This is a genomic window from Streptomyces sp. JB150, assembly GCF_011193355.1.
In the GTDB taxonomy this organism is placed as follows: Bacteria; Actinomycetota; Actinomycetes; order Streptomycetales; family Streptomycetaceae; genus Streptomyces.
Window position 1 is genome coordinate 7,096,850 of sequence record NZ_CP049780.1, and the last position, 20,586, is coordinate 7,117,435.

Here is a 20,586-nt window from a genome sequence, read left to right on the forward strand (position 1 = left end):
TTCCGTCTCACGCCCGCGACCGCAGCAGCAGCAACGCGACGTCGTCCGCCCGCTCCTCCGCCCCCGCCCCCTGCCCGATCAGCACGTCGGCCAGCTCGTCCAGCGGCAGTTCCCCGGCCTCGCACAGCCGCTGCCCGAGGAGGGCGAGCGCCTCCTCGATGTCGACGCCGGGGGACTCGATCAGCCCGTCGGTGTAGAGCAGGAGCACCGAGCCGGGCGCCAGCTCCACCTCCGTCGTCGGATACCCGGCCGACGCGTCGATGCCCAGCAGCGGGCCGCCCGCCAGATCGAGCACCCGCACCCGCCCGTCCGGCCGGCGCAGCAACGGCGGCGGATGCCCGGCCCGTGCCATCACGGCCCGCCCGCCCGCCGGATCGAGCCGCAGATACAGACAGCTCGCGAACAGATCGACGCCGAGGTCGATCAGCAGCCGGTTGGTGCTGCGCATCACCTCCTGCGGCGACTGGCCGACGGTGGTGTACGCCCGTACGGCCGTCCGGATCTGTCCCATCAGGCCCGCCGCGGTCACGTTGTGCCCCTGCACGTCCCCGATCACGGCCGCCGCGCCGCCCGGCACGGGCACCACGTCGTAGAAGTCACCGCCGATGTCCATGCCCCGGGTGCTCGGCAGATAGCGGGCCGCCGCCTCGACGCCGGGCAGCGGCGGCAGCGAGGGCGGCAGCAGCGCCGCCTGGAGGCCGTGCGCCAGCTGGTGTTTCACGTCGTACAGCAGCGCCCGCTCCAGGGCGAGCGCGACCAGCCCGGCCACACTGCTCAGCACCGCCCGCTCGTCGGTGGAGAAGGGATGCGGCTCGGCGTAGGCGAGTACGCACGTGCCGACCGGGCGTCCCGAGGCGATCAGCGGCAGATACGCCCAGGCGGCGAACCCGTCCGGAGTCGCGGACCGCGCCGGATACAGACGCTCCAGCTCCTCCCGTGACTCGAAGAACGCGGGCACCCCGGTGCTCAGGGCGTGCGCGCCCGGGGTCCGCGCGCCCAGCGGCGTGCCGTCGAACCGCTCCACCACGCGCGGGTCCCGGTAGCCGCGATGGCCCAGCACCCGCAGCCGGCCCGCCCGGGTGCCGAGCACCACCAGGGCCTGGCTGCCGACCGCGGGGGCGAGTTCGTCGGCGACCAGCTGCACCACGTCCTGCACGCCCACCGCCTCGGTCAGCGCGCTCGCGAGCGTCAGCACCTGCGAGATGGTGACCAGCCGGCTCGGACCGTCGGCGGCACGCGGCCCGGCCCGGCCCGGCCCGGTCATCGCCCCGGTCCGGGTGATGCGCACGCTCAGTCCCGACGTGCTCGGATACAGCCGGAACGACAGCCAGTCGCCCGGCGGGCGCAGCGCCACGAACGACGTGGGGTGCTGGCTGAACAGGGCGGCCCGGTACCGGTCCTCGTACACCGGGTCGTTCAGCCACGGCACGGTCGCCCACAGATGGTGGCCCACCAGCCGGCGCACCGGCTGGCCGATCAGCTCGGCCGCCGCCGGGTTGGCGTAGGCCACCCGGCCGTGCAGATCGAGCGCGCACAGCCCGTACGGCAGCCGGGACACCAGCCGGACCGCCTCGATCGCGCCGATCGTGCCGGTCACGCCGCCCACCGTGGACGCCGCGAGCAGATCCGGTTCCGGCAGCACCGGACGGCCGTCCCGCGCGGCCCGTTCCAGCCGCACCGCCAGCCGCGCGCAAGCGGACGTCAGATGCTCCCGCTCCCAGTCGGACAGCACCGGCGTGCGCACACCGGGCCAGGTGACGAAGACCCCGCCGTACACCGTGTCACCGGCCGCCACCGGCAGCGCGGCCAGCGCGAAGGGGTACGGCAGCACCACGGCCACCCGCGGATAGCGGCGCGCCATCTCCTCCTCGTCGCCGATCCAGACCAGCCGGCGTTCGCGCACCGCCTCCGACAACGGCAGCGGGGCGCTCGTCGACACCCGTTCCCAGGGCGCGGCGAAGGCGCGGGGCAGCCCCGCCATCACGGCCATCTCCAGCACCTGCTCGTCGGGGGAGAGCAGGTACACCGCACCGGAGTGGGCGTGGACCCCGTCGATCATCGCGGCAAGCGCCAGGGACAGCAGCGGACCGCCGACCGGATGCCGGCCGGCCGCCGGTGCCTGCCCGGGCTGCCCGTCGGACACGCCGACCACCTCCTCGCGGCGCCGCGAGCGCGTTTCCAGGCAACAAATCTCTCGCGTCCCGGCCGCCCCCGCACGGTGAACGGCCCCCACGCCGCACGCCGAGCACGCCCGTTCACCGCGCCATCCCAGCCGAAACTCACCCTCGTACCCCCGCTGCCGCACCTCACGCCCCCTGGATGGAAGCGTGCCCCGGTGCACGGGCGCGGGGTGCGCGCCCCCGCGCATCCCGTTGGCCGGTTCTGCTCGGCCGGACGGGCGCGGGGCCGCCAAGAATGGGCAGGCGCTCATCACCTTGAACCGGCGACGGCAGTCTGAGAGGGGCAGTGTTGATCCGGGTGCTGCTGGTGCACGACGCGTGTCTGGTGCGATCGGTCCTGGCGGACTGGCTGCGCCGGGAACCCGACCTGGGGGTCTACGACTCCCCTTGGCGGGCCGCCCCGGGGCGGGTCCGTTCCTTACGGCCGGACGTCTGCGCCGCGGACCTCGAGTACACGGGCCGCTACGGCATCCCGCCGCTGAACGAGCTGTCGGGGCGCGGCGGCGACAGACCCCCGCGTCTGCTGGTGCTGGCCGGCGCGGACCGGCCGGGGCTGCTCAGACGCGCCGCCGAGGCGGGCGCGCTCGGCTACGTCGACAAGGCGGGCCCGCCCGAGCGCCTGGTGCACGGAATCCGCCAGGTCGCCGCGGGGGAACGTTTCGTCGACGACTCTCTCGGCTTCGGCTTCCTCAAGGCGGCCCAGATGCCGCTGACCGGCCGCGAGCTGAGCGTGCTCAGCCTCGCCGCCCAGGGCGCGTCCATCGACGAGATAGCCGGCAGCCTGCATCTCTCGCGCGGCACCGTGCGCAACTACCTCGCGGCCATCACCCGCAAGACCGGCGCCCGCAACCGCATCGACGCGATACGGATCTCGCAGGGCGAGGGCTGGCTGTAGCGCTCGCGGGAAGGCCCCGGGCGGTGCCTCCCTCGCGGGAGACGGCCGCCCGGGGCCGGTGATGCGCTGCCGGTCAGAGACAGAGCAGGACGCTCGCGGCGCTGATGCAGGAGAGCAGGCTCACCGTGCTGGCGCCGCCGCCACCGGTGTGCTCGTCGGCTTCCATCGTCTGCAGGTCGAGAAGAGCCATCTTCTGTTCCTTTCCGTGATCATCATGGTTGCCCTGATGGGTGTTGCGCGTGCATCCCGTGGGGACGGGTGCGGTTCACGACTCCTCCGGTCCGGCGGACCGGGGAACCGCGTCATGAGGGCCGCCCGGCGGGCGGCGGGAGGAACGGCAGGGCGGCGGGCGCGTCGCCGAGGGCGGCGCCGAGCGCCAGCAGGCAGCCGGCCGTTCCGGTGGCCAGGTCCATGGAGAGCCGCATCATCTGGTGCCCGGGGAACGCGAGCCGCCCCTGGTACGGCATCGCTAGCCAGCCGAGCCCGGCGATCTGCTCGGCCAGCCGGTCACGGAGACCGGTGCCGGGCGCGGTGGTGCGGCTGAGGTGCAGGATCATTCCGGCGCGGCCCTGGAACAATCCGGGCTGCGCGTAGAAGCGGCAGGTCGCGGCGGTGAGCACGCCCGCGCGGGCCCGCTCGAACTCACCCGTGTCGTCGGCCGCGTGGGCGAGGTAGTCGTCGAGGACCATGCCCAGCCCGGCGCTGCCGTCGCCGAGGTACGGCAGCGTCCGCCACCCCTCGTCGACCTCCAGCGCCCCGCCCTCGCGGACCACGCAGCTCGCCAGGTCCTGGCGCAGCGCCCGCCCGGCCGCCGCCAGCAGTTCCCGGTCGCCGGTGGCCTCGTACCGCCGCAGCAGGAACAGCGCCTGGCCGCTCGCCCCGCGCATGAGCCCGGCCCGCCGTCGCGGCGTCTCGGGGCGCGGCTCGCCGAGCCGGCGTACGACGATCTCCGCGGCCTCGGCGGCCCGCTCCCGCAGCTCCGTCTCACCGGTGGTGCCGGCGAGGTGGTCGAGGACCAGGCCCAGCCCGGCGAGCCCGCCGTGCAGGTCCGAGGACAGGTGCTGCCAGCGTTCCCGCAGCACGCCGCCGACCAGGTCCAGGGCGCGCTGCCGGTGCCCGAGCCGGTCCAGCACCAGTGCCACGCCCGCCAGACCGTCGTACAGGCCCAGCGGGGTGCCCGCGGGCGGCGGCGCGGTGCGGTCGAGGAGCCAGCGCTCGCCCTCCTCGTACCGGTGCGCGCCGACCTCCGCCAGCGCGTACAGCACCCCGGCCGCGCCGTGCGCGAGGCCCAGGCCACCACCGTCGGAGAACTGGGCGATGTCCCCGGGGAAGAGCCGGTCCGTGCGTTCGGGCGTGGCGGATTCGAGGACCGCCTCGACCATCGAGTCCCGGCTGCGCGGCCAGTCGCCCGGGTCCGCGGGGCGCACCGGCCGCACGGGGGCGCCGCCCGCGGTGTCCCGGGTGATCTCCGCGACCGCCTCGTCCAGGAACGCCCGCGGCACGTCGGGGAACTGCTCGGCGATCACCTCGGCGAGATGGGCCGCCTTGCCCCGGTCGACCACGAACAGCGTGGTCACCGGCAGGAACAGGGCGAGCCGCAGACAGGCCAGCGCATAGCGGTCGACATCGGTGCCCCGGCGGTCCGGCGGCGCGAAGAACCCCGGATGGGCGACCACCTGGCGGCCCCGCTCGGCGGCCGGTGCCGCCGCCTCGAAGTCCAGCAGGAACACCGACTCCTCGTCGGGCGCCACCATGATGTTGAACACGTGCAGGTCGTTGAAGACGATCCCGCGCTCGTGCACCGCCGCCACGGCCCGCTCCACCGCCCCGTGGATCCGCAGCGCCCACGCCGTGTACTCGGCGACGGCCCGCGGGTCCGGCTCCGGCAGCAGCAGCGGGTGCCGCTCGGCGAAGAAGGAGTTGAGCGGCCGGCCCTCGACGAAGTCCATCACCAGGAACCGGTGCTCGCCCAGCGTGAACCAGTCACGCACCTCCGGCACCACCCCGGTCCCGGCCACCCGCTCCAGGGCCTCCTTCTCGCGCTCCAGCCGGGCCACGGCGTCCGCGCCGTCGGCCGCGAGCCCCGCGTGGGGCCGCGCCTCCTTCAGCACCACCTTGCGCCCGTCGCGGGTGTCGGTGCCCGCGTACACCCCGCCGCCGTTGGAGAAGTGCAGCGCCTTCTCGATCCGGTACGGCAGGTCACCGACCGTGGTGGCGTTGCGGGCCGCCAGCTGCGGGGCCAGGAAGTCCGGCAGCGTCACCCACTCCGGCACCCGGAAGGCCGGATCGCGCCGGTCCGGAACCAGCCGCCCCTCCCCGTCGCGCAGCGCCGGCACCAGCGACCCGCGCTCGTCGACCACGTAGGAGCGCGCGAAGGCGCCGTAGCGGACGTGCAGCGGGCCGTCCTCCCAGCGCAGATCGGTGAGGATGTACGGCCCCTCCATGCCCTTGAGCAGGGCGCCGAGGTCGGTCAGCACCTGGTGCAGCTGCCGCTCGTCGGCCGGGTAGAGGGTGACGAACTTGCCGCTGCCCTCGCGCGGCGCGTACTTGGCGTTGCGCAGGTGCAGCAGATGCGGGGCCGGCACGAACTTGAACGGGATGCGGCGCGGCACGCAGTAGTCCCAGACGATCTCCGCGATCCGCTCCGCGTTCCCGCGGGTGGCCGCCGCGTGCACCTTCCAGCCCTGGGCCGGCCCGGGCAGCGGCTCGCCGTCCGCGCCGAGCGGGGTCAGCGTCAGCCAGTCCCCGGTGCGCGCCGCGCGCCAGCCCTCGGGCACCTCACGCCGCGCCGTCGCGTACAGCGGGGCGGCCTCGCTCCCCGCGCCCGTCAGGCGGTCCGGTGTGTCGTAGAAGTGACCGTCCGCGAGCGCGTACACCTCGTACCGCTTGTCCATGCGTCCCCCTCCGTGACGGCACCGAGCTTTCCAGCCACGCGGTGGCTCCGGACAGTCACGCCTGTCACGAGGTCGCCGTGCGGAACGCACGCGTCAAGACATGTTCGAACCGTTTCGAGCACCCAAGCGCCGAACAGCCGCCTTCTGGCCTTGCACGGGCCGCCCGTCGACCCCCGCACGGGTCACCCACCGACCCCCGCGGGCCGCTCGTCGCCCCCGAACGGCCGCCCGCCAGCCCTGCCCGGGCTGTCCGTAGAGCCCGTCCCGGCCGCCCGTCGCCCCGCACGAGCCGCCTGCCGACCTCGAACGGTTGCCTGCCGGCCTTGTCCCGGTCGCCGGTCGGCCCCGTCCTGGCCGCTCGCCGACCGCGCACGGGCTGTCCGTCGCGCCGCAGCAGCCGCTTGCCGACCTCGAACGGTTGCCTGCCGACCTTGTCCCGGTCGCCGGTCGGCCCCGTCCTGGCCGCTCGCCGGCCCTCGCACCGACCCCCCGCCGCGACCGCAGGGGCTGCGCGGGCGTCGCATTAGCGCTGTAATACGGACGTGGTCAGTGAGGGCGCTGCGGGACGCGGAACGGCGACGCCGCGCGCCGAGACCGCGCTGCGAGCGATCATGGAGGACCGCGGCGCGCCCGGGCGGCTGCACCGCGTCCTCGAACAGGCCCTGGTCTTCGCGGGGGCCACCTTCGCCGCCGTGTACACCCCCGCCGAGGGCGGCGAACAGCTGTGCCTGGTGGAGTCGGCCGGCGTGCCCCGCACGCTCTACGGACTGCGCGACACCTATCCGCTCGCCGGGCGCTCCCCGGTCGCCGACGCCCACCGCGCCGGGCAGCCGGTCTGGCTGGGCCCCGCCGACCTGGCCGCCCGCTCCGACAGCCGGCGCACCCCCGGACCGGAGTTCCACCTCGCCGCCCTGCCCGCGCACCGGGACACCGGCGGCGGCTGCCTCCTCGCGGTCAGCGAGCAACCCCACGGCTTCGACACCCACCAGCGCACGTCCCTCGAACTCATCGCGGACGCCGTCTCCTGCCCCGCCCCGCCCGGCCGCGCGGAGGGCGGCGAACTCCCGCCCAACGCCTTCTCGCTCGCCATGGACAGCGGCCGGGTCGAGGTCGGCGACGCACTCCTTCACCTGTTCGGCGTCACCCGCGACGACTTCGACGGCCGGGTCGAGACCCTGCTCGGCCTCACCGTCCCCGAGGACCTGCCCTCCCTCATGTCCGTGGTCGAGGCCGACCACATGACCGTCGGCGAGCGGGAGCTGGAGTTCCGGGTGGTGCGGCCCGCCGGACCGCCCCGCTGGCTGCGGCTGCGCGGCCGGCTCCTGCCGGGCGGCGAGGGCCGGCCCGCGCTGCTCGTCGGCACCGTCGAGGACGCCGCCGGGCTGCGCTCCGACGTCACCGACGTCGCCCGCGTCCAGCGGCTCGCCTCCGCCCTCGCCACCGCCGGCACGGTCCGCGAGGTCAGCAAGGCCGTGGTCGCCGCCCTGCGCCGGCCGCTGCGCGCCGACCGCATCGCCCTCGCCGAACTGGAACACGACCGGCTCGTCGTCACCGTCCTCGACCCGCCCGAACCCGAGGCCTGGCCCGAGCTGTGGCGCCTGGAGTGGCGCACCGAGTGGCCCGACGCACCCGTGCGCGCCATGCCCACCCTCGCCACCGCCCTGCGCGAGGGCCGCGCCCAGATCTGGCCCGCCGGCACCCCGCTGGAACCCGCCCTCGCCGAGGTCGGGCCCGGCGGCCTCGCCGTGCTGCCGCTGCCCGCCGGCGGCCGGATGGCCGGCGCCTGCCTCATCGGCTGGGACCGCCCGCACGACTTCGGCCCCGACGAACGCGCCCTGCTCACCGTCTCCGCCGGCCTCGCCGGACAGGCCCTGATGCGCGCCCGCGCGTTCGACGCCGAGCACGAACTCGTCGGCATGCTCCAGCGTCAGCTGCTGCCCCGCCGCCTGCCGACCCTGCCGGGCGCGGTCGCCGTCGCCCGCTATCTGCCCGCCACCGCCGGACTCGAGGTCGGCGGCGACTGGTACGACGTCATCCCGCTGCCCGACCACCACGTCGCCCTCGTCATCGGCGACGTGCAGGGCCACAGCGCCGCCGCCGCCACCCTGATGGGCCAGATGCGCACCGCGCTGCGCGCCTACGCCGTCGAGGGCCACCCGCCCGACGTGGTCGTCTCGCACGCCAACCGGCTCCTGGTCGACATGGAGACCGACCTCTTCGCCACCTGCGCCTACGTCGACGTCGACATGGAGGAGGGCACCGGCTGGTGCGTGCGCGCCGGCCACCTGCCGCCCCTCCTGCGCCACCCCGACGGCAGCACCCGGATCGTCCAGGCGGAGGGCGGCCCGCCGCTCGGCGTGATCTCCCAGGCCGACTTCCCCATGACCCCGCTGCGCCTGACGCCCGGCACCCTGATCACCCTCACCACCGACGGCCTCGTGGAGTCCGCGGACGCCGACATCGACCAGGGCATGGACCAGCTCGCCCGCCGGCTCGCGGGCGCCGACCCCGCCCACCTCGGCCTGGTCGCGGACACCCTGCTCACCGGGGCCCGCCGCAGCGACGACGTCGCCCTGCTGCTGATGCGCTACGACGGCATGGCCGTACGCCCCCTCCGGGAGAGCTGGACGGTGTGGCGCGTCCCCGAGGCCGTCCGGCACGCCCGCCGCTTCACCAACCGCACCCTGCGCGCCTGGGGCGTCGCCCGGTACGCCGACGCCGTGCTGCTGGTCGTCTCCGAACTCGTCACCAACGCCCTGGTGCACACCGACGGCCCGGTCCGCCTCGACCTCACCCTGGTCGGCAGCCGCCTGCGGGTCGCCGTCGCCGACTCCTCGCCCCGCACCCCCGTACGGCCCACCAGCATCGGCTGGGAGGCCACCGGCGGGCGCGGCCTGCTGCTCGTGGAGGCCATGTCGGCGGCCTGGGGCACCGTGCCGGTCAGCGGCGGCAAACAGGTGTGGTGCGAGATCGTGCTGGACGAGACCTGAGCGCGGGTACCCGGAGCGGCGACCACCTCTGAGGTGAGGCCAGAAGGAGGTACGCCATGACCCAGCACGTCCGCGACATCATGACCGCCGATCCGGTGACCGTGGAACCGGTGACCTCGGTCGCCCAGGTCGCCCGGATCATGCGCGACGAGGACATCGGCGCCGTCCTGGTCACCGAGGACGACTCCCTGCGCGGCCTGGTCACCGACCGCGACCTGGTCGTCCGCGCGCTGTGCGAGGGCGGCGACCCGGAGCAGACCTCGGTCGCCTCGGTGTGCAGCGAGGACCTGTTCACGCTCACGCCCGACGAGGACCTGGACCACGCCGTCCAGCTGATGCGCGAGCACGCGGTCCGCCGCGTCCCCGTCGTCGACCACGGCCACCCCGTGGGCATCGTCTCCCTGGGCGACCTGGCGATGGAACGCGACCCGGACTCCGCCCTCGGCGACATCAGCGTGGCCCGCCCCAACACTTAGGGCCACCCGCCGGGCGGGGAGCCGTCCCCGCCCGGCGCCACCCTTCCCGCAAGCCGCCGGCCATTCATCCACCCCCGGCGGGTACCCGCACCCCCATGAACACCTCCGCGTACACCACAGCCGCCTCGGGCTCCCCGGTCGGAATGATCATCATCGTGATCGCAGGCGTCCTCATCACCGCGGCGCTCATCTGGGCCGTCCAGTACGGCATCCGGGTGCGCCGCAGCGAGGCCCGGCGGTCGAGGACCGGCAAGCAGCCGACGCTGCCGGAGTCCGGGCCGGTGCACGAGACCCGGGAGCAGCGCGAGCCGCACGACATGGCCGAGGGCGAACGGCTCACCCCGCACGAGCTGCGGCCCACCGGCGGTTCCCCCAGCGAGGACCAGCACCGCCCGCGCTGGGACCGCGGTTCCAGCGGCTCGTTCGGCGGTGGCGGCCCGACCACCTGAGCGGGCCCGGCGTTTCGCCCGGGTCACCGTGGGGGACCCGGGTGACCACACCCAGTGAAGGGACCCTGCCGTGACCACCCCGACCAGTGACGAACCCGCTGCCCGCCGGCCCGAGACAGGCTGGTCCAGGGCCCGCCGCCTGAGGGAGGAACCCGCCCTGCGTACCTGCCTGGCCCCGGTGGAGGGCCCGGACGGCCCGCCCGCGCCGCACACCGCCGCGGAGTGGAACATCGTCAGGGGTGAGGACTGACCCGCACACGACAGGCGTACGGCCAACCATCACCGGCGTACGCTGAACCCGTGCGCCTGCTGCTGATGGCCGACACCCACATCCCCAAGCGCGCCAGGGCACTGCCCGAGCCGCTGCTTGCGGAACTGCCGCACGCCGACGTCGTCTTCCACGCCGGGGACTGGGTCGACACCGCCACCCTCGACCTGCTGGAGCGCCGCTGCCGCCGGCTGATCGGCGTGTACGGCAACAACGACGGGCCCGGACTGCGGGCCCGGCTACCCGAGGTGGCGCGTGCCGAACTGGGCGGCCTGCGCTTCGGCGCCGTGCACGAGACCGGCGCCGCGCAGGGTCGCGAGGCGCGCTGCGCCGCCCGCTTCCCCGACCTCGACGTGCTGGTCTTCGGCCACAGCCACATCCCCTGGGACACCACCGCCCCCTCGGGCCTGCGCCTGCTCAACCCCGGCTCGCCCACCGACCGCCGCCGGCAGCCGCACTGCACCTACATGACCGCCACCGTCGCCGACGGGCTTCTCACGGAGGTCACCCTGCACCGGCTCCCACCGCGTTGAGACCGGCCCGTCCGAGCCCCGCGGCCCGTTAATTCACTGGCGCCCCGCTCCCCGGTTCTGCTGCACTGCGTCCGACCCGTCCGTCGCGCCCGGAGGAGCGATCCATGCGCACTGCGTCCATGTCCGTCCCGCACGCAATGACCCCCCTCACCAAGGACATGACGCTTCGTGCACTTGCTCAACCTCGGGATCGTCGCGCACGTCGACGCGGGTAAGACCAGTCTGACCGAACGGCTGCTGCACAGCGTCGGAGTCATCGACGAGATCGGCAGCGTCGACGCCGGCAGCACCCGCACCGACACCCTCGCGCTGGAGCGCCGGCGCGGCATCACCATCAAGTCCGCCGTCGTCTCCTTCCCGCTCGACGACGTCACCGTCAACCTCATCGACACCCCCGGTCACCCCGACTTCATCGCCGAGGTGGAACGGGTGCTCGGCGTGCTGGACGGCGCCGTCCTGGTCGTCTCGGCCGTCGAGGGCGTCCAGGCGCAGACCCGCGTGCTGATGCGCACCCTGCGCCGGCTGCGCATCCCCACCCTCCTCTTCGTCAACAAGATCGACCGCCGGGGCGCGGCCTACGAGGACGTCCTGCGCGCCGCCGCCGAACGGCTCTCGGCGGCCGTCGTCCCCATGGGCACCGCCACCGCCCTCGGCACCCCCGCCGCCCGCTTCACCCCCGGCCCCGCCCCGGCCGCCCTCGACGTCCTCGCCGACCACGACGACGACCTGCTCGCCGCCTACGTCGAGGGCACGGTGCCCGACGCCCTGCTGCACACGGCCCTCGCCGAGCAGACCCGGCGGTGCCTGGTCCATCCGGCGTACGCGGGTTCCGCGATCACCGGAGCGGGCGTCGACGCGCTCACCGACGGCATCCGGCGGCTGCTGCCCCCCGCCGACGGTGACCCCGACGGACCCGTCTCGGGCACCGTCTTCAAAGTGGAGCGCGGCCCGGCGGGGGAGAAGGTGGCCTACGCCCGCCTCTTCTCCGGCACGCTGCGCACCCGCGACCGGATCCGCTTCGGCGCCCGCGGCGACGAGGGCCGGGTGACCGCCGTCCACGTCTTCGAGGACGGCACCGACATCCGCCGGGACGCGGTCACCGCGGGCCGCATCGCCCGGCTGTGGGGCCTCACCGAGGTCAGGACCGGCGACTGGCTGGGCGTACCCCGCACCACGGACGGACACCTCTTCGCCCCGCCCACGCTGGAGACCGTCGTCGAGCCGGCGCGCCCGGCGGACCGGCGGGCCCTGCATCTGGCGCTCACCCAGCTGGCCGAGCAGGACCCGCTGATCGGCCTGCGCCACGACGAGGTGCGCCAGGAGACCTCGGTGTCCCTCTACGGCGAGGTGCAGAAGGAGGTCGTCCAGGCCACCCTCGCCGACGAGTACGGCCTCGACGTCACCTTCCGCGAGACGACACCGCTGTGCGTCGAGCGACCCGTCGGCACCGGCGCGGCGGTCGAGTTCAACAAGAAGGACGGCAATCCGTTCCTCGCCACGGTGGGGCTGCGCGTCGAGCCCGCCCCGGACGGCGCGGGCAACGCGTTCCGCCTGGAAGTGGAGCTGGGTTCGATGCCGTACGCCTTCTTCAAGGCCGTCGAGGACACCGTGCGCGAGACCCTCACCCAGGGCCTGCACGGCTGGCAGGTCACCGACTGCACTGTCACCATGACCCACTCCGGGTACTCACCGCGCCAGAGCCACGCCCACCAGGGCTTCGACAAGAGCATGTCGAGCACCGGCGCGGACTTCCGGGGCCTGACCCCGCTGGTGCTGACCGAGGCGCTGCGCCGGGCCGGGACGCGGGTGCACGAACCGATGCACCGGTTCCGGCTCCAGGCCCCGGCGGACACCCTGGGCGCGCTGCTCCCGGTGCTGTCCGCGCTGCGGGCGGTGCCCCGGACCACCGAGACGCGCGGCGCCCACTGCCTGCTCGACGGTGTGGTGCCGGCGGCCCGGGTGCACGCCCTGGAGCAACGGCTGCCGGGGCTGACGAGGGGCGAGGCCGAGTGGGAGAGCGCCTTCGACCACTACGCACCCGTCGAGCGGAGCGCTCCCGTACCGGAACGCCCGCGCACCGACCACAACCCGCTGAACCGAAAGGAGTACCTGCTCAAGGTCACCGGCAGGAACCGGACGGAGAGCTGACGACGCGTCAGGTGGGCGGCGGCTCCGGACAGCCGCCGTCCGCCGCTCACCCCGTCACCTGGCCGACGGGCCCGTCCAGTTCGCGGGCACCCGGGCCAGCCGCACCCGCTGGGGGTGGTCGCCGACCGCGATCGACGCCGTCTTCTCGCCGGTGGCGAAGTCGATGGCGGTCACCCGGTCGGCGCCGCTCTCGGAGACCACACAGGACCTGCCGTCGCCGCTGACGGTCGCCCAGTAGGGCTTGGCGACGGGCACCAGCGGGCCCTCCCGGAGCGTCGTGCGGTCGACGACGGTCGCGTAGTCGTCCATGGTGCCCGCGACGCACAGCTTGGTGCCGTCCGGCTTCATGGTGATGCCGTGATGGCGGGAGTCGTTGACCCAGGTGGTGCGGTCCTCGCTGGTGGCGGGGTTCTTCGGAAGGGTTCTCGTCCGGGTGATCCGGTCCGTGGCGACGTCGTACTCGAAGAAGCCGTTGAAGAACGACACTAACGTCACCGCCGACCCGCGCCGCGTCCGGATCACCTTCGTCGAGATCGTCGGCGTCAGCCCGCGCCTGGAGGAGCAGCGCCTGGCCCGCCGGGCGCGCTGGGTCGACCTCATCCGCACCGAGGCCGAGGCCGCCGCCGCCCGCGGCGAGGCCGTGCCCCGCGATTACCACCTCCCCGCCACCGCCTTCATCGGCAGCGTCAACGGCCTCCTCCACGACTGGACCGCCGGCTGGGTACCCGCCACCCTCGACGAGGTCGTGGCGGAACTGGTCCGCCAACTCCTGGGCATCCTCCGGCCGGTCGACTGGAACCCCCAGAAATAGGGCGGGCGGCCGTGTCCATGGCCTGCGGCCGCGGGCGACGTCTGCTGCCAGCCCACCGACCGGTCCTACGCCCAGGTCAGCAACCGCGACCTCGAGGTCTCCCACCCCCGCCCGGCGAAGCCGCAGCCGCGCACGCCCTCTCTAGCCGCGCAGCCCGTTCACCCACTCCACCGCCGCCGCCGACCCGTCCTCCTCCCGCACCCGTGCGGCCAGCGTCCGGGCCCGTTCCCGCATGCCGCGGTCGCGGGTGGCGCGGACGAGGGCCGGGGTCAGGGCGGCGACGGTCAGCCGGCGCAGCGGGACCGCGCGGGGCGCCACCCCGAGGGCGACCAGGCGGGACGCCCAGAACCCGGCGTCGAACTGCACCGGCACGGGAACGGCGGGTACTCCGGCGCGTACCCCCGCCGCCGTGGTGCCCGCGCCCGCGTGGTGCACCACCGCGGCCATCCTCGAAAACAGCACGGAGTGCGGCACCTCCCCGACGGTCAGCATGTCGTCGCCGTCCGCCGCCAGCCCGCCCCACCCCCGCTGGAACACCCCGCGCAGCCCGGCGGCGCGCAGCGCCCGCACGATCTCCCCGCTCAGCCGCCCGGGATCCGGCACCGTCGCGCTGCCCAGGCCGACGAAGACCGGCGGCGGACCCGCGTCGAGAAAGTCCGCCAGCCCGGCCGGCAGCCGGGGGGCACGGTCGTACGGCCACCAGTACCCGGCCACGCCGAGCCCGGTGCGCCAGTCGCGCGGCCGGGGCACGACGAGCGGGCTGAATCCGTGCAGCACCGGCCAGTTCCCCCGCTCACGGGCCCGCCACGCCGCGCCCGCCGTCCGCGGCGGCAGCCCCAGACGGTCCCGTACCGCCGGAACGGCCGCCGAGAACACCCGCTCCACGGCCAGCCCCACCCCCAGCCCGCCGAGCCGGTTGCCGGCCGCTCCCCACGAGCCGCCGGAGAGCACCGCGGGCGCGAACTCCCGGGTGGCGGCGAGTGGTTGGAGATACGGCCCCATGCTCGGCAGCCGCAGCCCTTCCGCGATGGTGTGCCCGAGCGGCCCCAGCGAACTCGACAGCAGCAGCGCCTCACTGGCGCGCGCCGCCGCGAGCAGGTCATCGGTCATCCGCCCGATCAGGGACCGCGCCATCCCCACCATCCGCACCAGCTTGCCCACCGCGCCGGCACTGCGGTGCAGCCCCCGCCCCCGCGAGGTCTCCAGTTCGGCCCGCGGATCCACCGGCAGCGCGTGGAACCCCACTCCCGAGCCCGCCACCAGCGGCTCGAAACAGCCGTGGGTCACCAGCGTCACCTCGTGCCCGGCCCGCACCAGCGCCTGCCCGAGCCCGGTGTACGGGGCCACGTCACCCCGCGAGCCCGCCGTCATGATCGCCACTCGCACAACGGCCAGTATGCCGCCGCTACCGCCGCGCCCGGGCGCTTCCGCCGTATCCTTCGGCCAGCCCGGTGGACCGCCGACGGCGGATGGCCGCGACCATGGCTCCCCACCACCGGAGGCGTCCGCCCTTACGTCTCCTGAGCCCCCTGCGCCTCCGCGTCCGGTTGCCCCGGCCGCTCCACCGCGACCCGCAGGGGCGCCCGGAACGACAGCAGACCGAGCATCGGCACGTCCTCGGCCGCCGCCGGCCGCACCCGCGGCAGCCGGCGCGCCGCCTGCCGGAGCGCCACCGCCGCCTCCGTCCGCGCGAGGGTCGCGCCCGGGCACAGGTGCCGCCCCACACCGAAGGCCAGGTGCCGGCGGACGTTCGCCCGCTGCGGGCACATCCGCTCGGGCGCGTCGAAGACCTCCGGGTCCGAGCCGCTGCCCATCAGCATCAGCAGCAGCTGGGCGCCCTCGGGCAGTTCCACCCCGCCCAGCTCGGCCGGGCGCGCGGCGACCCGGCGCCACGTCGTCACCGGCGGCTCGCGGCGCAGCACCTCCTCGACCCAGCCCTCGGCCAGGCCCGGCTCGTCGGCGACGCGGGACCACAGCCCGTCCTCGGCGAGGGCCCGGCGCAGCACCGTCGCGATGAGCTGGCCGGTGGTGGACTGCCCGGCGACGAACACGAAGAAGCACGCGCCGACCGCGGTCCGCACGTCCAGCGGCTCGCCGCCGGGCAGCCGGTGCTCGGCCAGCGCCGCGACGAACGAACCGGGCCGGGCGGCGCCGGCCCGCACGGTCCGGGTCAGCCACTGGTGGAACTCGGCGACCAGCGGCGCCAGTTCGAGCTGCCGCTCGGCCGTCGGCCGGCCCCAGAACAGCTCCAGCGAGGCGTCGCTCCAGCGGATCAGCGTGGCGGGGGAGACCCCGTCGATGCCGAGCAGCTCCATCAGCACCCGGCACGGCAGCACCTGCGCGAACGACGTGAACAGGTCGACCTCGCCCGAGGCGTCGAACCGCTCCCAGGCCGCCGCGAGCAGCTCGTCGGCGATCCGCTCGATCACCGGTACGGCGGCGGCGACGCGCCGGGCGTCGAAGAACCGGGTGACGACCCGGCGCAGTCCGGGGTGGCTCGCGGTGCCGTTGTTCGCGAGCGCCGGGGGCAGGTTGAACCCGGCGCGGGCCAGCACCCGCAGCACCCCGACCGGCAGCGGCGTGACGGCGTGCTGGGCGTTGTCCGGGTGGAAGACGCCCGGGTCGAGCAGCACCCGCCGGATGTCCTCGTGGCGGCTGACCAGCCACAGCCCGGTCCGCGGGTCGTGGTGCACCGGGGCCTCGGCGCGCAGCGTGTCCAGCCAGGGATACGGGTCGCGGACGAAGCCGTCGCCGAAGAGATCGAGCAGGTCGAGGGCCTGGTGGGAGGCCCCGTCGGGGCTGATCGTTTCCGGTGCCGAGAGAGTCACGGCCGGACGCTAACACGTGTTCACGCGGGCACCCTCCGTGTGTGCGCGGCATCACTCGATCACCGGGAGCCGCGCCACACAGAGGCCGGCGCACGTCGCACGGTCACCACGGGAGACCCCCGCACGCCAAGCGCTGACGGGAGACCAACGCCTCGCACACGTCCCGCGGGAGGCCGACGCACGCCAAGCGCTCACGGGAATCCGGCGCGCCGCGGGCGGGCGCCGGCCTCCCGCCCGTCACAGCCCGAGCTGCCGCTCCGCCGCGTCCACCGTCTGCTGAAGCAGCGTGGCGATGGTCATCGGGCCGACCCCGCCCGGCACGGGAGTGATCAGCGAGGCGCGCTCGACGGCCGAGTCGAAGTCGACGTCGCCCACGTTGCCCGGGTTGTAGCCGGCGTCGATCACCACCGCGCCCGGCTTGACGTCCTGGCCGCGGATCAGCCGGGGCCGGCCGACCGCGGCGACCACGATGTCCGCCTCGCGCACCGCGGCCGACAGATCCGCGGTGCGCGAGTGGCAGTAGGTGACGGTCGCGTCCCGGGCGAGCAGCAGCATCCCGGCCGGCTTGCCGAGGATCGCGCTGCGGCCCACCACCACGGCCCGCTTCCCGGCCGGGTCGATGCCGTACTCGTCCAGCAGCCGCATGATGCCGCCGGGCGTGCACGAGACGAAGCCGGGCAGGCCGAAGCTCATCGTGGCGAAGGAGGCGAAGGTGACGCCGTCCACGTCCTTCTCGGGCGCGATCGCCTCGAACGCGGCCCGCTCGTCGATGTGGTCGCCCACCGGGTGCTGCAGCAGGATGCCGTGCACCCCGGGGTCGGCGGACAGCTCACGCAACGTGCCCACCAGCTCCCCGGTGGTCGTGGTGGCGGGCAGGGCGACGTGCCGGGAGGCGATGCCGGCCTTCCGGCAGCGGTTCTGCTTCATCTTCACGTACGTCACCGACGCCGGGTCCTCGCCCACCAGCACCGTCGCGAGACACGGTGCCGTGCCGGTGCGGCCGGTGAGGCCGGCCGCGCGCTCGGCGGTCTCCTCGACGATGCGCCGGGCGAGCGCGGTGCCGTCCATGAGCCGGGCCTGGGACATGATCCACTCCTGGGTCGATCGACCGGATCGCCCAGGCGCGCGGCATCGACTCCACGTGGACCGCTCCCCGGTGGTACTCCACCTCAGCGCCAGTCACGGCCCCGGACCAGCGTAACCGAGGCCGTGTGCGGCGCGGTGCCCGGCCCGGCGCTACTCGTCCCAGGCCTGGATCATGGTCTGGTCGACGATCTTGCCGTCGCGCAGGGTGACCATCGACTCGGCGAGCACCCGGACCCCGTCGGGGTACTCACAGGACTCGCTGAAGGCCGCGCGGTCGCCCTGGACGACACAGTCCTCCAGCTTGTGCGCCATGTCCCGGCCGTAGACGTCGACGAGCAGCTCGCCGATCTCGTCCCGGCCGCGCAGCACCCGCGGATGGCTGGGCTGGGTGTTGCGGTCGACGACCCGCAGTCGCGCGTCGTCCGCGTACAGCGACATCAGCGTCGCCGAGTCGTGTCCCTCGATGCCCCGGCGCAGTGTCTCGGTGTCGAAGGCGGGAGTGGCCGCGGTGCCCATCGTGACCTCCTCGAAAAGGGGGCGGCCCGGTCTGGCGGCGGGCCGCGAAGGGCCTTACCTACGAGGCTCCTCCGCCTCTCCGGCCCCGGCAAGCGCAGCGGATACTGCGCCTGACGGGTGAGCCCGGCCGGGTGGCCGTGTCCGCGCGCGGGCGGCCCGCGTTGCTCCAGGCATGATCTCAACACGTCGTATCGCCGCCGCCGTTGCCCTCGCCGCCGGGATCACGGGTCTGGCCGCACCCCTGGCGAACGCGGCCGACGCGGGCGCCGGCTCCGGCAAGCTCAACCCGATCGGCGCCCTCGACTCGCTCGCCGTCAGCGACCTGCCCGCCGAGCACAAGGACGCCGTGCCGCGGCCCTCCGCCCAGCTGCGCCAGCTCGGCAACGTCCACCAGATCAACCGGCTGAACGAGCTGAACTAGCTCGTCGCCCCGGTCGCGCCCGTGCTCGGGCCGGTGCACGCCATCCGGTAGCCGGCCGGACACCGGGGCGCCGTTCCGGGCGGGCACCCTCAGTCCGTCGAGGCGAGGAACTGCGTGGCCGCCAGCTCCGCGTACAGCGGATCGGCGGCCACGAGTTCGCGGTGGGTGCCCACCGCGCGGACCCGGCCCGCGTCCATCACCACGATCCGGTCGGCCATCGTCACCGTCGACAGCCGGTGCGCGACCACCAGGACCGTCGTCGTCCGGGCCACATCGGCGACCGTGTCCCGCAGCGCCGCCTCGTTCACCGCGTCCAGCTGCGACGTCGCCTCGTCCAGCAGCAGCAGCCGGGGCCGCCGCAGCAGCGCGCGGGCGATCGCCACCCGCTGCCGCTCCCCGCCGGACAGCTTGGTGCCACGGTGCCCGACCAGGGTGTCCAGACCGTCGGGCAGCCGGGCGACCAGCCCGTCGAGCCGGGTCGTCTTCAGCACTCGGGTGAGCGTGTCCTCGTCCGCCCCCGGATTGCCCAGCAGCAAGTTGCCCCGCAGCGAGCCGGACAGTACCGGGGCGTCCTGCTCCACGTAGCCGATCGCCGACCGCAGCCGGGACAGCTCCCACTCGGCGACGTCCCGGCCGTCGAGCGTGATCCCGCCCTCCTCCGGGTCGTAGAACCGCTCGATCAGCGAGAACACGGTGGTCTTGCCCGCCCCGGACGGGCCGACGAACGCCGTCATGCCGCGCGGCGGCACCGAGAACGTCACCCCGTGGTGGACGTACGGCAGATCCTCCGCGTAGCGGAAGCGGACGTCGGTGAAGGCGAGCGAGGCCGGCTCGGCGTCGGCGTCCGGCAGCGGCACCGCCGGCGCCTGCGGCTCGGCGGGCAGCCGCAGCGCCTCCTGGATGCGGGTCAGGGCCGCGGCACCGGTCTGGTACTGGGTGATCGCGCCGACGACCTGCTGGATCGGCGACATCAGATAGAAGACGTACAGCAGGAACGCCACCAGGGTGCCGATGTCGATCGCGCCGGTCGCCACCCGCGCCCCGCCCACCGCCAGCACGGTGATGAAGGCGATCTGCATCGACAGCCCGGCGGTGTTGCCCGCGGCGGCCGTCCACTTCGCGGCGCGCACGCTCTGCCGCCACGACTCCTCCGCGGCCGCGTGCAGCGTCTCCTCCTCGCGGTGCTCCGCGCCGGACGCCTTGACCGTGCGCAGCGCGCCCAGCACCCGCTCCAGCGAGGCCCCCATCACGCCGACCGCGTCCTGCGCCTGGCGGCTCGCCCGGTTGATGCGCGGCACGATCACGCCGAGGATCGTGCCCGTCGCGAACACCACGGCCAGGGTGACCCCCAGCAGCACCGGGTCGACCAGCCCCATCATCACCACGGTCGCCACCAGCGTGAGCCCGCCGGTGCCGAGCCCGACCAGCGAGTCGGTGGTGACCTCGCGCAGCAGGGTGGTGTCGGAGGTGATCCGGGCCATCAGATCGCCCGGCTCGCTGCGGTCCACGGCGGCGATCCGCAGCCGCAGCAGGTACGACGACAGGGCGCGCCGGGCGCCGAGCACCACCGACTCCGCGGTGCGCCGCAGCACGTATGAACCGAGCCCGCCCACCGCCGCGTTGGCGACGACGAGCAGTGACATCAGCAGCAACGCGCTCGCGATCGACCGGTCATGGGCCAGGTCGTCGATCAACTCCCGCGCCACCAGCGGCAGCAGCAGGCCGGTCGCCCCGGTGACCAGGGAGAGCACCGCGCCCGCCAGCAGGGCCCATCGGTGCGGTCGGACATAGCCGAGAAGCAGCCGCCACGGGGGCGGTCCGGTGGGGGTCTCGGTGCGGGTCACGGTTCTCCTTCGCCGTCGCGGCCAGTGGCGGACCGAGGTCAGGCTACGACGGCCGACGCGCGCCCGGCCCCCGTTTTCGCGCCGGACCGCGAGGCACCCGCGACGACGGGGTGCCCCGCACTCCGCGGAGCGGTCCCCGCAGGCGCGGGCACCGGAGCCGTCCCGCGCGCAGGCCGTGTGCCGGCCGTGCGCGCTCGGCGCCGGGCGGACGTGCGGCCCGCCGGGGCCCGGCGCGCGGACCGACCGG

The 20,586-nt window shown here is 74.8% G+C and carries 16 protein-coding genes, 2 pseudogenes and 1 riboswitch; of the genes and pseudogenes, 9 read left to right on the forward strand and 9 right to left on the reverse strand.

All coding sequences use genetic code 11. From position 1 onward, the window contains the following. Positions 1 to 7 precede the first annotated feature (7 nt). Complete coding sequence (locus G7Z13_RS32275) at positions 8 to 2,152, reverse strand: SpoIIE family protein phosphatase (RefSeq protein WP_166004172.1); 2,145 nt, start codon at positions 2,150 to 2,152, stop codon at positions 8 to 10. 317 nt (positions 2,153 to 2,469) lie between these two features. On the opposite strand from G7Z13_RS32275, the gene G7Z13_RS32280 reads away from it, so the two are divergent. Continuing rightward, positions 2,470 to 3,075, forward strand: coding sequence for a response regulator transcription factor (locus tag G7Z13_RS32280; RefSeq protein WP_166004174.1), 606 nt, complete (start codon positions 2,470 to 2,472; stop codon positions 3,073 to 3,075). A gap of 73 nt (positions 3,076 to 3,148) precedes the next feature. Here G7Z13_RS32280 and G7Z13_RS32285 read toward each other — a convergent pair whose 3' ends face one another. Together G7Z13_RS32285 and lanKC are read right to left on the reverse strand one after the other, a co-directional pair. Continuing rightward, on the reverse strand, positions 3,149 to 3,265 hold the full coding sequence (locus G7Z13_RS32285; protein ID WP_073939862.1) for a SapB/AmfS family lanthipeptide: 117 nt from the start codon (positions 3,263 to 3,265) through the stop codon (positions 3,149 to 3,151). Positions 3,266 to 3,377: 112 nt separating this feature from the next. Then, positions 3,378 to 5,969: a class III lanthionine synthetase LanKC gene (gene lanKC / locus G7Z13_RS32290; RefSeq protein ID WP_166004176.1), complete on the reverse strand. Its 2,592-nt coding sequence runs from the start codon at positions 5,967 to 5,969 to the stop codon at positions 3,378 to 3,380. 542 nt (positions 5,970 to 6,511) lie between these two features. Here lanKC and G7Z13_RS32295 point away from each other — a divergent pair. The 6 genes from G7Z13_RS32295 to G7Z13_RS32320 all read left to right on the forward strand — a co-directional run bounded on the left by G7Z13_RS32295 (position 6,512) and on the right by G7Z13_RS32320 (position 12,833). Then, a complete protein-coding gene (locus G7Z13_RS32295; protein ID WP_166004178.1) occupies positions 6,512 to 8,959 on the forward strand; it encodes a SpoIIE family protein phosphatase in 2,448 nt (815 codons plus the stop codon). A gap of 56 nt (positions 8,960 to 9,015) precedes the next feature. Next, on the forward strand, positions 9,016 to 9,435 hold the full coding sequence (locus tag G7Z13_RS32300) for a CBS domain-containing protein (protein WP_166004179.1): 420 nt from the start codon (positions 9,016 to 9,018) through the stop codon (positions 9,433 to 9,435). Positions 9,436 to 9,530: 95 nt separating this feature from the next. Beyond that, positions 9,531 to 9,884 (forward strand): DUF6479 family protein, encoded by a 354-nt coding sequence (locus G7Z13_RS32305; protein WP_206313181.1) that lies wholly within the window; start codon positions 9,531 to 9,533, stop codon positions 9,882 to 9,884. 70 nt (positions 9,885 to 9,954) lie between these two features. Further along, positions 9,955 to 10,134, forward strand: coding sequence for a hypothetical protein (locus G7Z13_RS32310; RefSeq protein WP_166004181.1), 180 nt, complete (start codon positions 9,955 to 9,957; stop codon positions 10,132 to 10,134). Between the two features lie 50 nt (positions 10,135 to 10,184). Further along, positions 10,185 to 10,685: a metallophosphoesterase gene (locus G7Z13_RS32315; protein WP_166004183.1), complete on the forward strand. Its 501-nt coding sequence runs from the start codon at positions 10,185 to 10,187 to the stop codon at positions 10,683 to 10,685. A 168-nt stretch (positions 10,686 to 10,853) separates the two neighbouring features. Next, positions 10,854 to 12,833, forward strand: coding sequence for a TetM/TetW/TetO/TetS family tetracycline resistance ribosomal protection protein (locus G7Z13_RS32320; RefSeq protein WP_166004185.1), 1,980 nt, complete (start codon positions 10,854 to 10,856; stop codon positions 12,831 to 12,833). 54 nt (positions 12,834 to 12,887) lie between these two features. Here G7Z13_RS32320 and G7Z13_RS32325 read toward each other — a convergent pair. Further along, positions 12,888 to 13,319, reverse strand: a pseudogene (locus G7Z13_RS32325) (YncE family protein); the annotation flags it as partial. Between the two features lies 1 nt (position 13,320). On the opposite strand from G7Z13_RS32325, the pseudogene G7Z13_RS32330 reads away from it, so the two are divergent. Beyond that, positions 13,321 to 13,644 (forward strand): annotated as a pseudogene (locus G7Z13_RS32330) (TetR/AcrR family transcriptional regulator); the annotation flags it as partial. A 141-nt stretch (positions 13,645 to 13,785) separates the two neighbouring features. Here the strand turns inward: G7Z13_RS32330 and G7Z13_RS32335 are convergent. The 4 genes from G7Z13_RS32335 to G7Z13_RS32350 all read right to left on the reverse strand — a co-directional run bounded on the left by G7Z13_RS32335 (position 13,786) and on the right by G7Z13_RS32350 (position 18,074). Then, complete coding sequence (locus G7Z13_RS32335; protein WP_166005515.1) at positions 13,786 to 15,015, reverse strand: glycosyltransferase; 1,230 nt, start codon at positions 15,013 to 15,015, stop codon at positions 13,786 to 13,788. A gap of 140 nt (positions 15,016 to 15,155) precedes the next feature. Then, a complete protein-coding gene (locus tag G7Z13_RS32340; RefSeq protein WP_166004186.1) occupies positions 15,156 to 16,472 on the reverse strand; it encodes a cytochrome P450 in 1,317 nt (438 codons plus the stop codon). A 237-nt stretch (positions 16,473 to 16,709) separates the two neighbouring features. Further along, complete coding sequence (locus G7Z13_RS32345) at positions 16,710 to 17,558, reverse strand: bifunctional 5,10-methylenetetrahydrofolate dehydrogenase/5,10-methenyltetrahydrofolate cyclohydrolase (protein ID WP_166004188.1); 849 nt, start codon at positions 17,556 to 17,558, stop codon at positions 16,710 to 16,712. Positions 17,559 to 17,580: 22 nt separating this feature from the next. Next, a riboswitch (ZMP/ZTP riboswitch) is annotated at positions 17,581 to 17,665 on the reverse strand. A 43-nt stretch (positions 17,666 to 17,708) separates the two neighbouring features. After that, positions 17,709 to 18,074 (reverse strand): nuclear transport factor 2 family protein, encoded by a 366-nt coding sequence (locus G7Z13_RS32350; RefSeq protein WP_166004189.1) that lies wholly within the window; start codon positions 18,072 to 18,074, stop codon positions 17,709 to 17,711. Positions 18,075 to 18,246: 172 nt separating this feature from the next. Here G7Z13_RS32350 and G7Z13_RS32355 point away from each other — a divergent pair, with 172 nt between their 5' ends. After that, the gene (locus tag G7Z13_RS32355; RefSeq protein WP_166004191.1) at positions 18,247 to 18,495 is read left to right on the forward strand and encodes a hypothetical protein; all 249 of its coding nucleotides are present in this window, start codon (positions 18,247 to 18,249) and stop codon (positions 18,493 to 18,495) included. A gap of 89 nt (positions 18,496 to 18,584) precedes the next feature. On the opposite strand, the gene G7Z13_RS32360 is transcribed toward G7Z13_RS32355, so the two are convergent. Continuing rightward, entirely contained in the window at positions 18,585 to 20,339 is a 1,755-nt protein-coding gene (locus tag G7Z13_RS32360) for an ABC transporter ATP-binding protein (RefSeq protein ID WP_166004192.1), read from the reverse strand. Between the last annotated feature and the right edge of the window lie 247 nt (positions 20,340 to 20,586).

Coding starts and splice junctions, on each gene's coding strand:
- G7Z13_RS32355 (WP_166004191.1), top strand. CDS start 18,247: ATGATCTCAACACGTCGTATCGCCGCCGCCGTTGCCCTCGCCGCCGGG.
- G7Z13_RS32300 (WP_166004179.1), top strand. CDS start 9,016: ATGACCCAGCACGTCCGCGACATCATGACCGCCGATCCGGTGACCGTG.
- G7Z13_RS32335 (WP_166005515.1), bottom strand. CDS start 15,015: ATGACGGCGGGCTCGCGGGGTGACGTGGCCCCGTACACCGGGCTCGGG.
- lanKC (WP_166004176.1), bottom strand. CDS start 5,969: ATGGACAAGCGGTACGAGGTGTACGCGCTCGCGGACGGTCACTTCTAC.
- G7Z13_RS32345 (WP_166004188.1), bottom strand. CDS start 17,558: ATGTCCCAGGCCCGGCTCATGGACGGCACCGCGCTCGCCCGGCGCATC.
- G7Z13_RS32350 (WP_166004189.1), bottom strand. CDS start 18,074: ATGGGCACCGCGGCCACTCCCGCCTTCGACACCGAGACACTGCGCCGG.
- G7Z13_RS32305 (WP_206313181.1), top strand. CDS start 9,531: ATGAACACCTCCGCGTACACCACAGCCGCCTCGGGCTCCCCGGTCGGA.
- G7Z13_RS32285 (WP_073939862.1), bottom strand. CDS start 3,265: ATGGCTCTTCTCGACCTGCAGACGATGGAAGCCGACGAGCACACCGGT.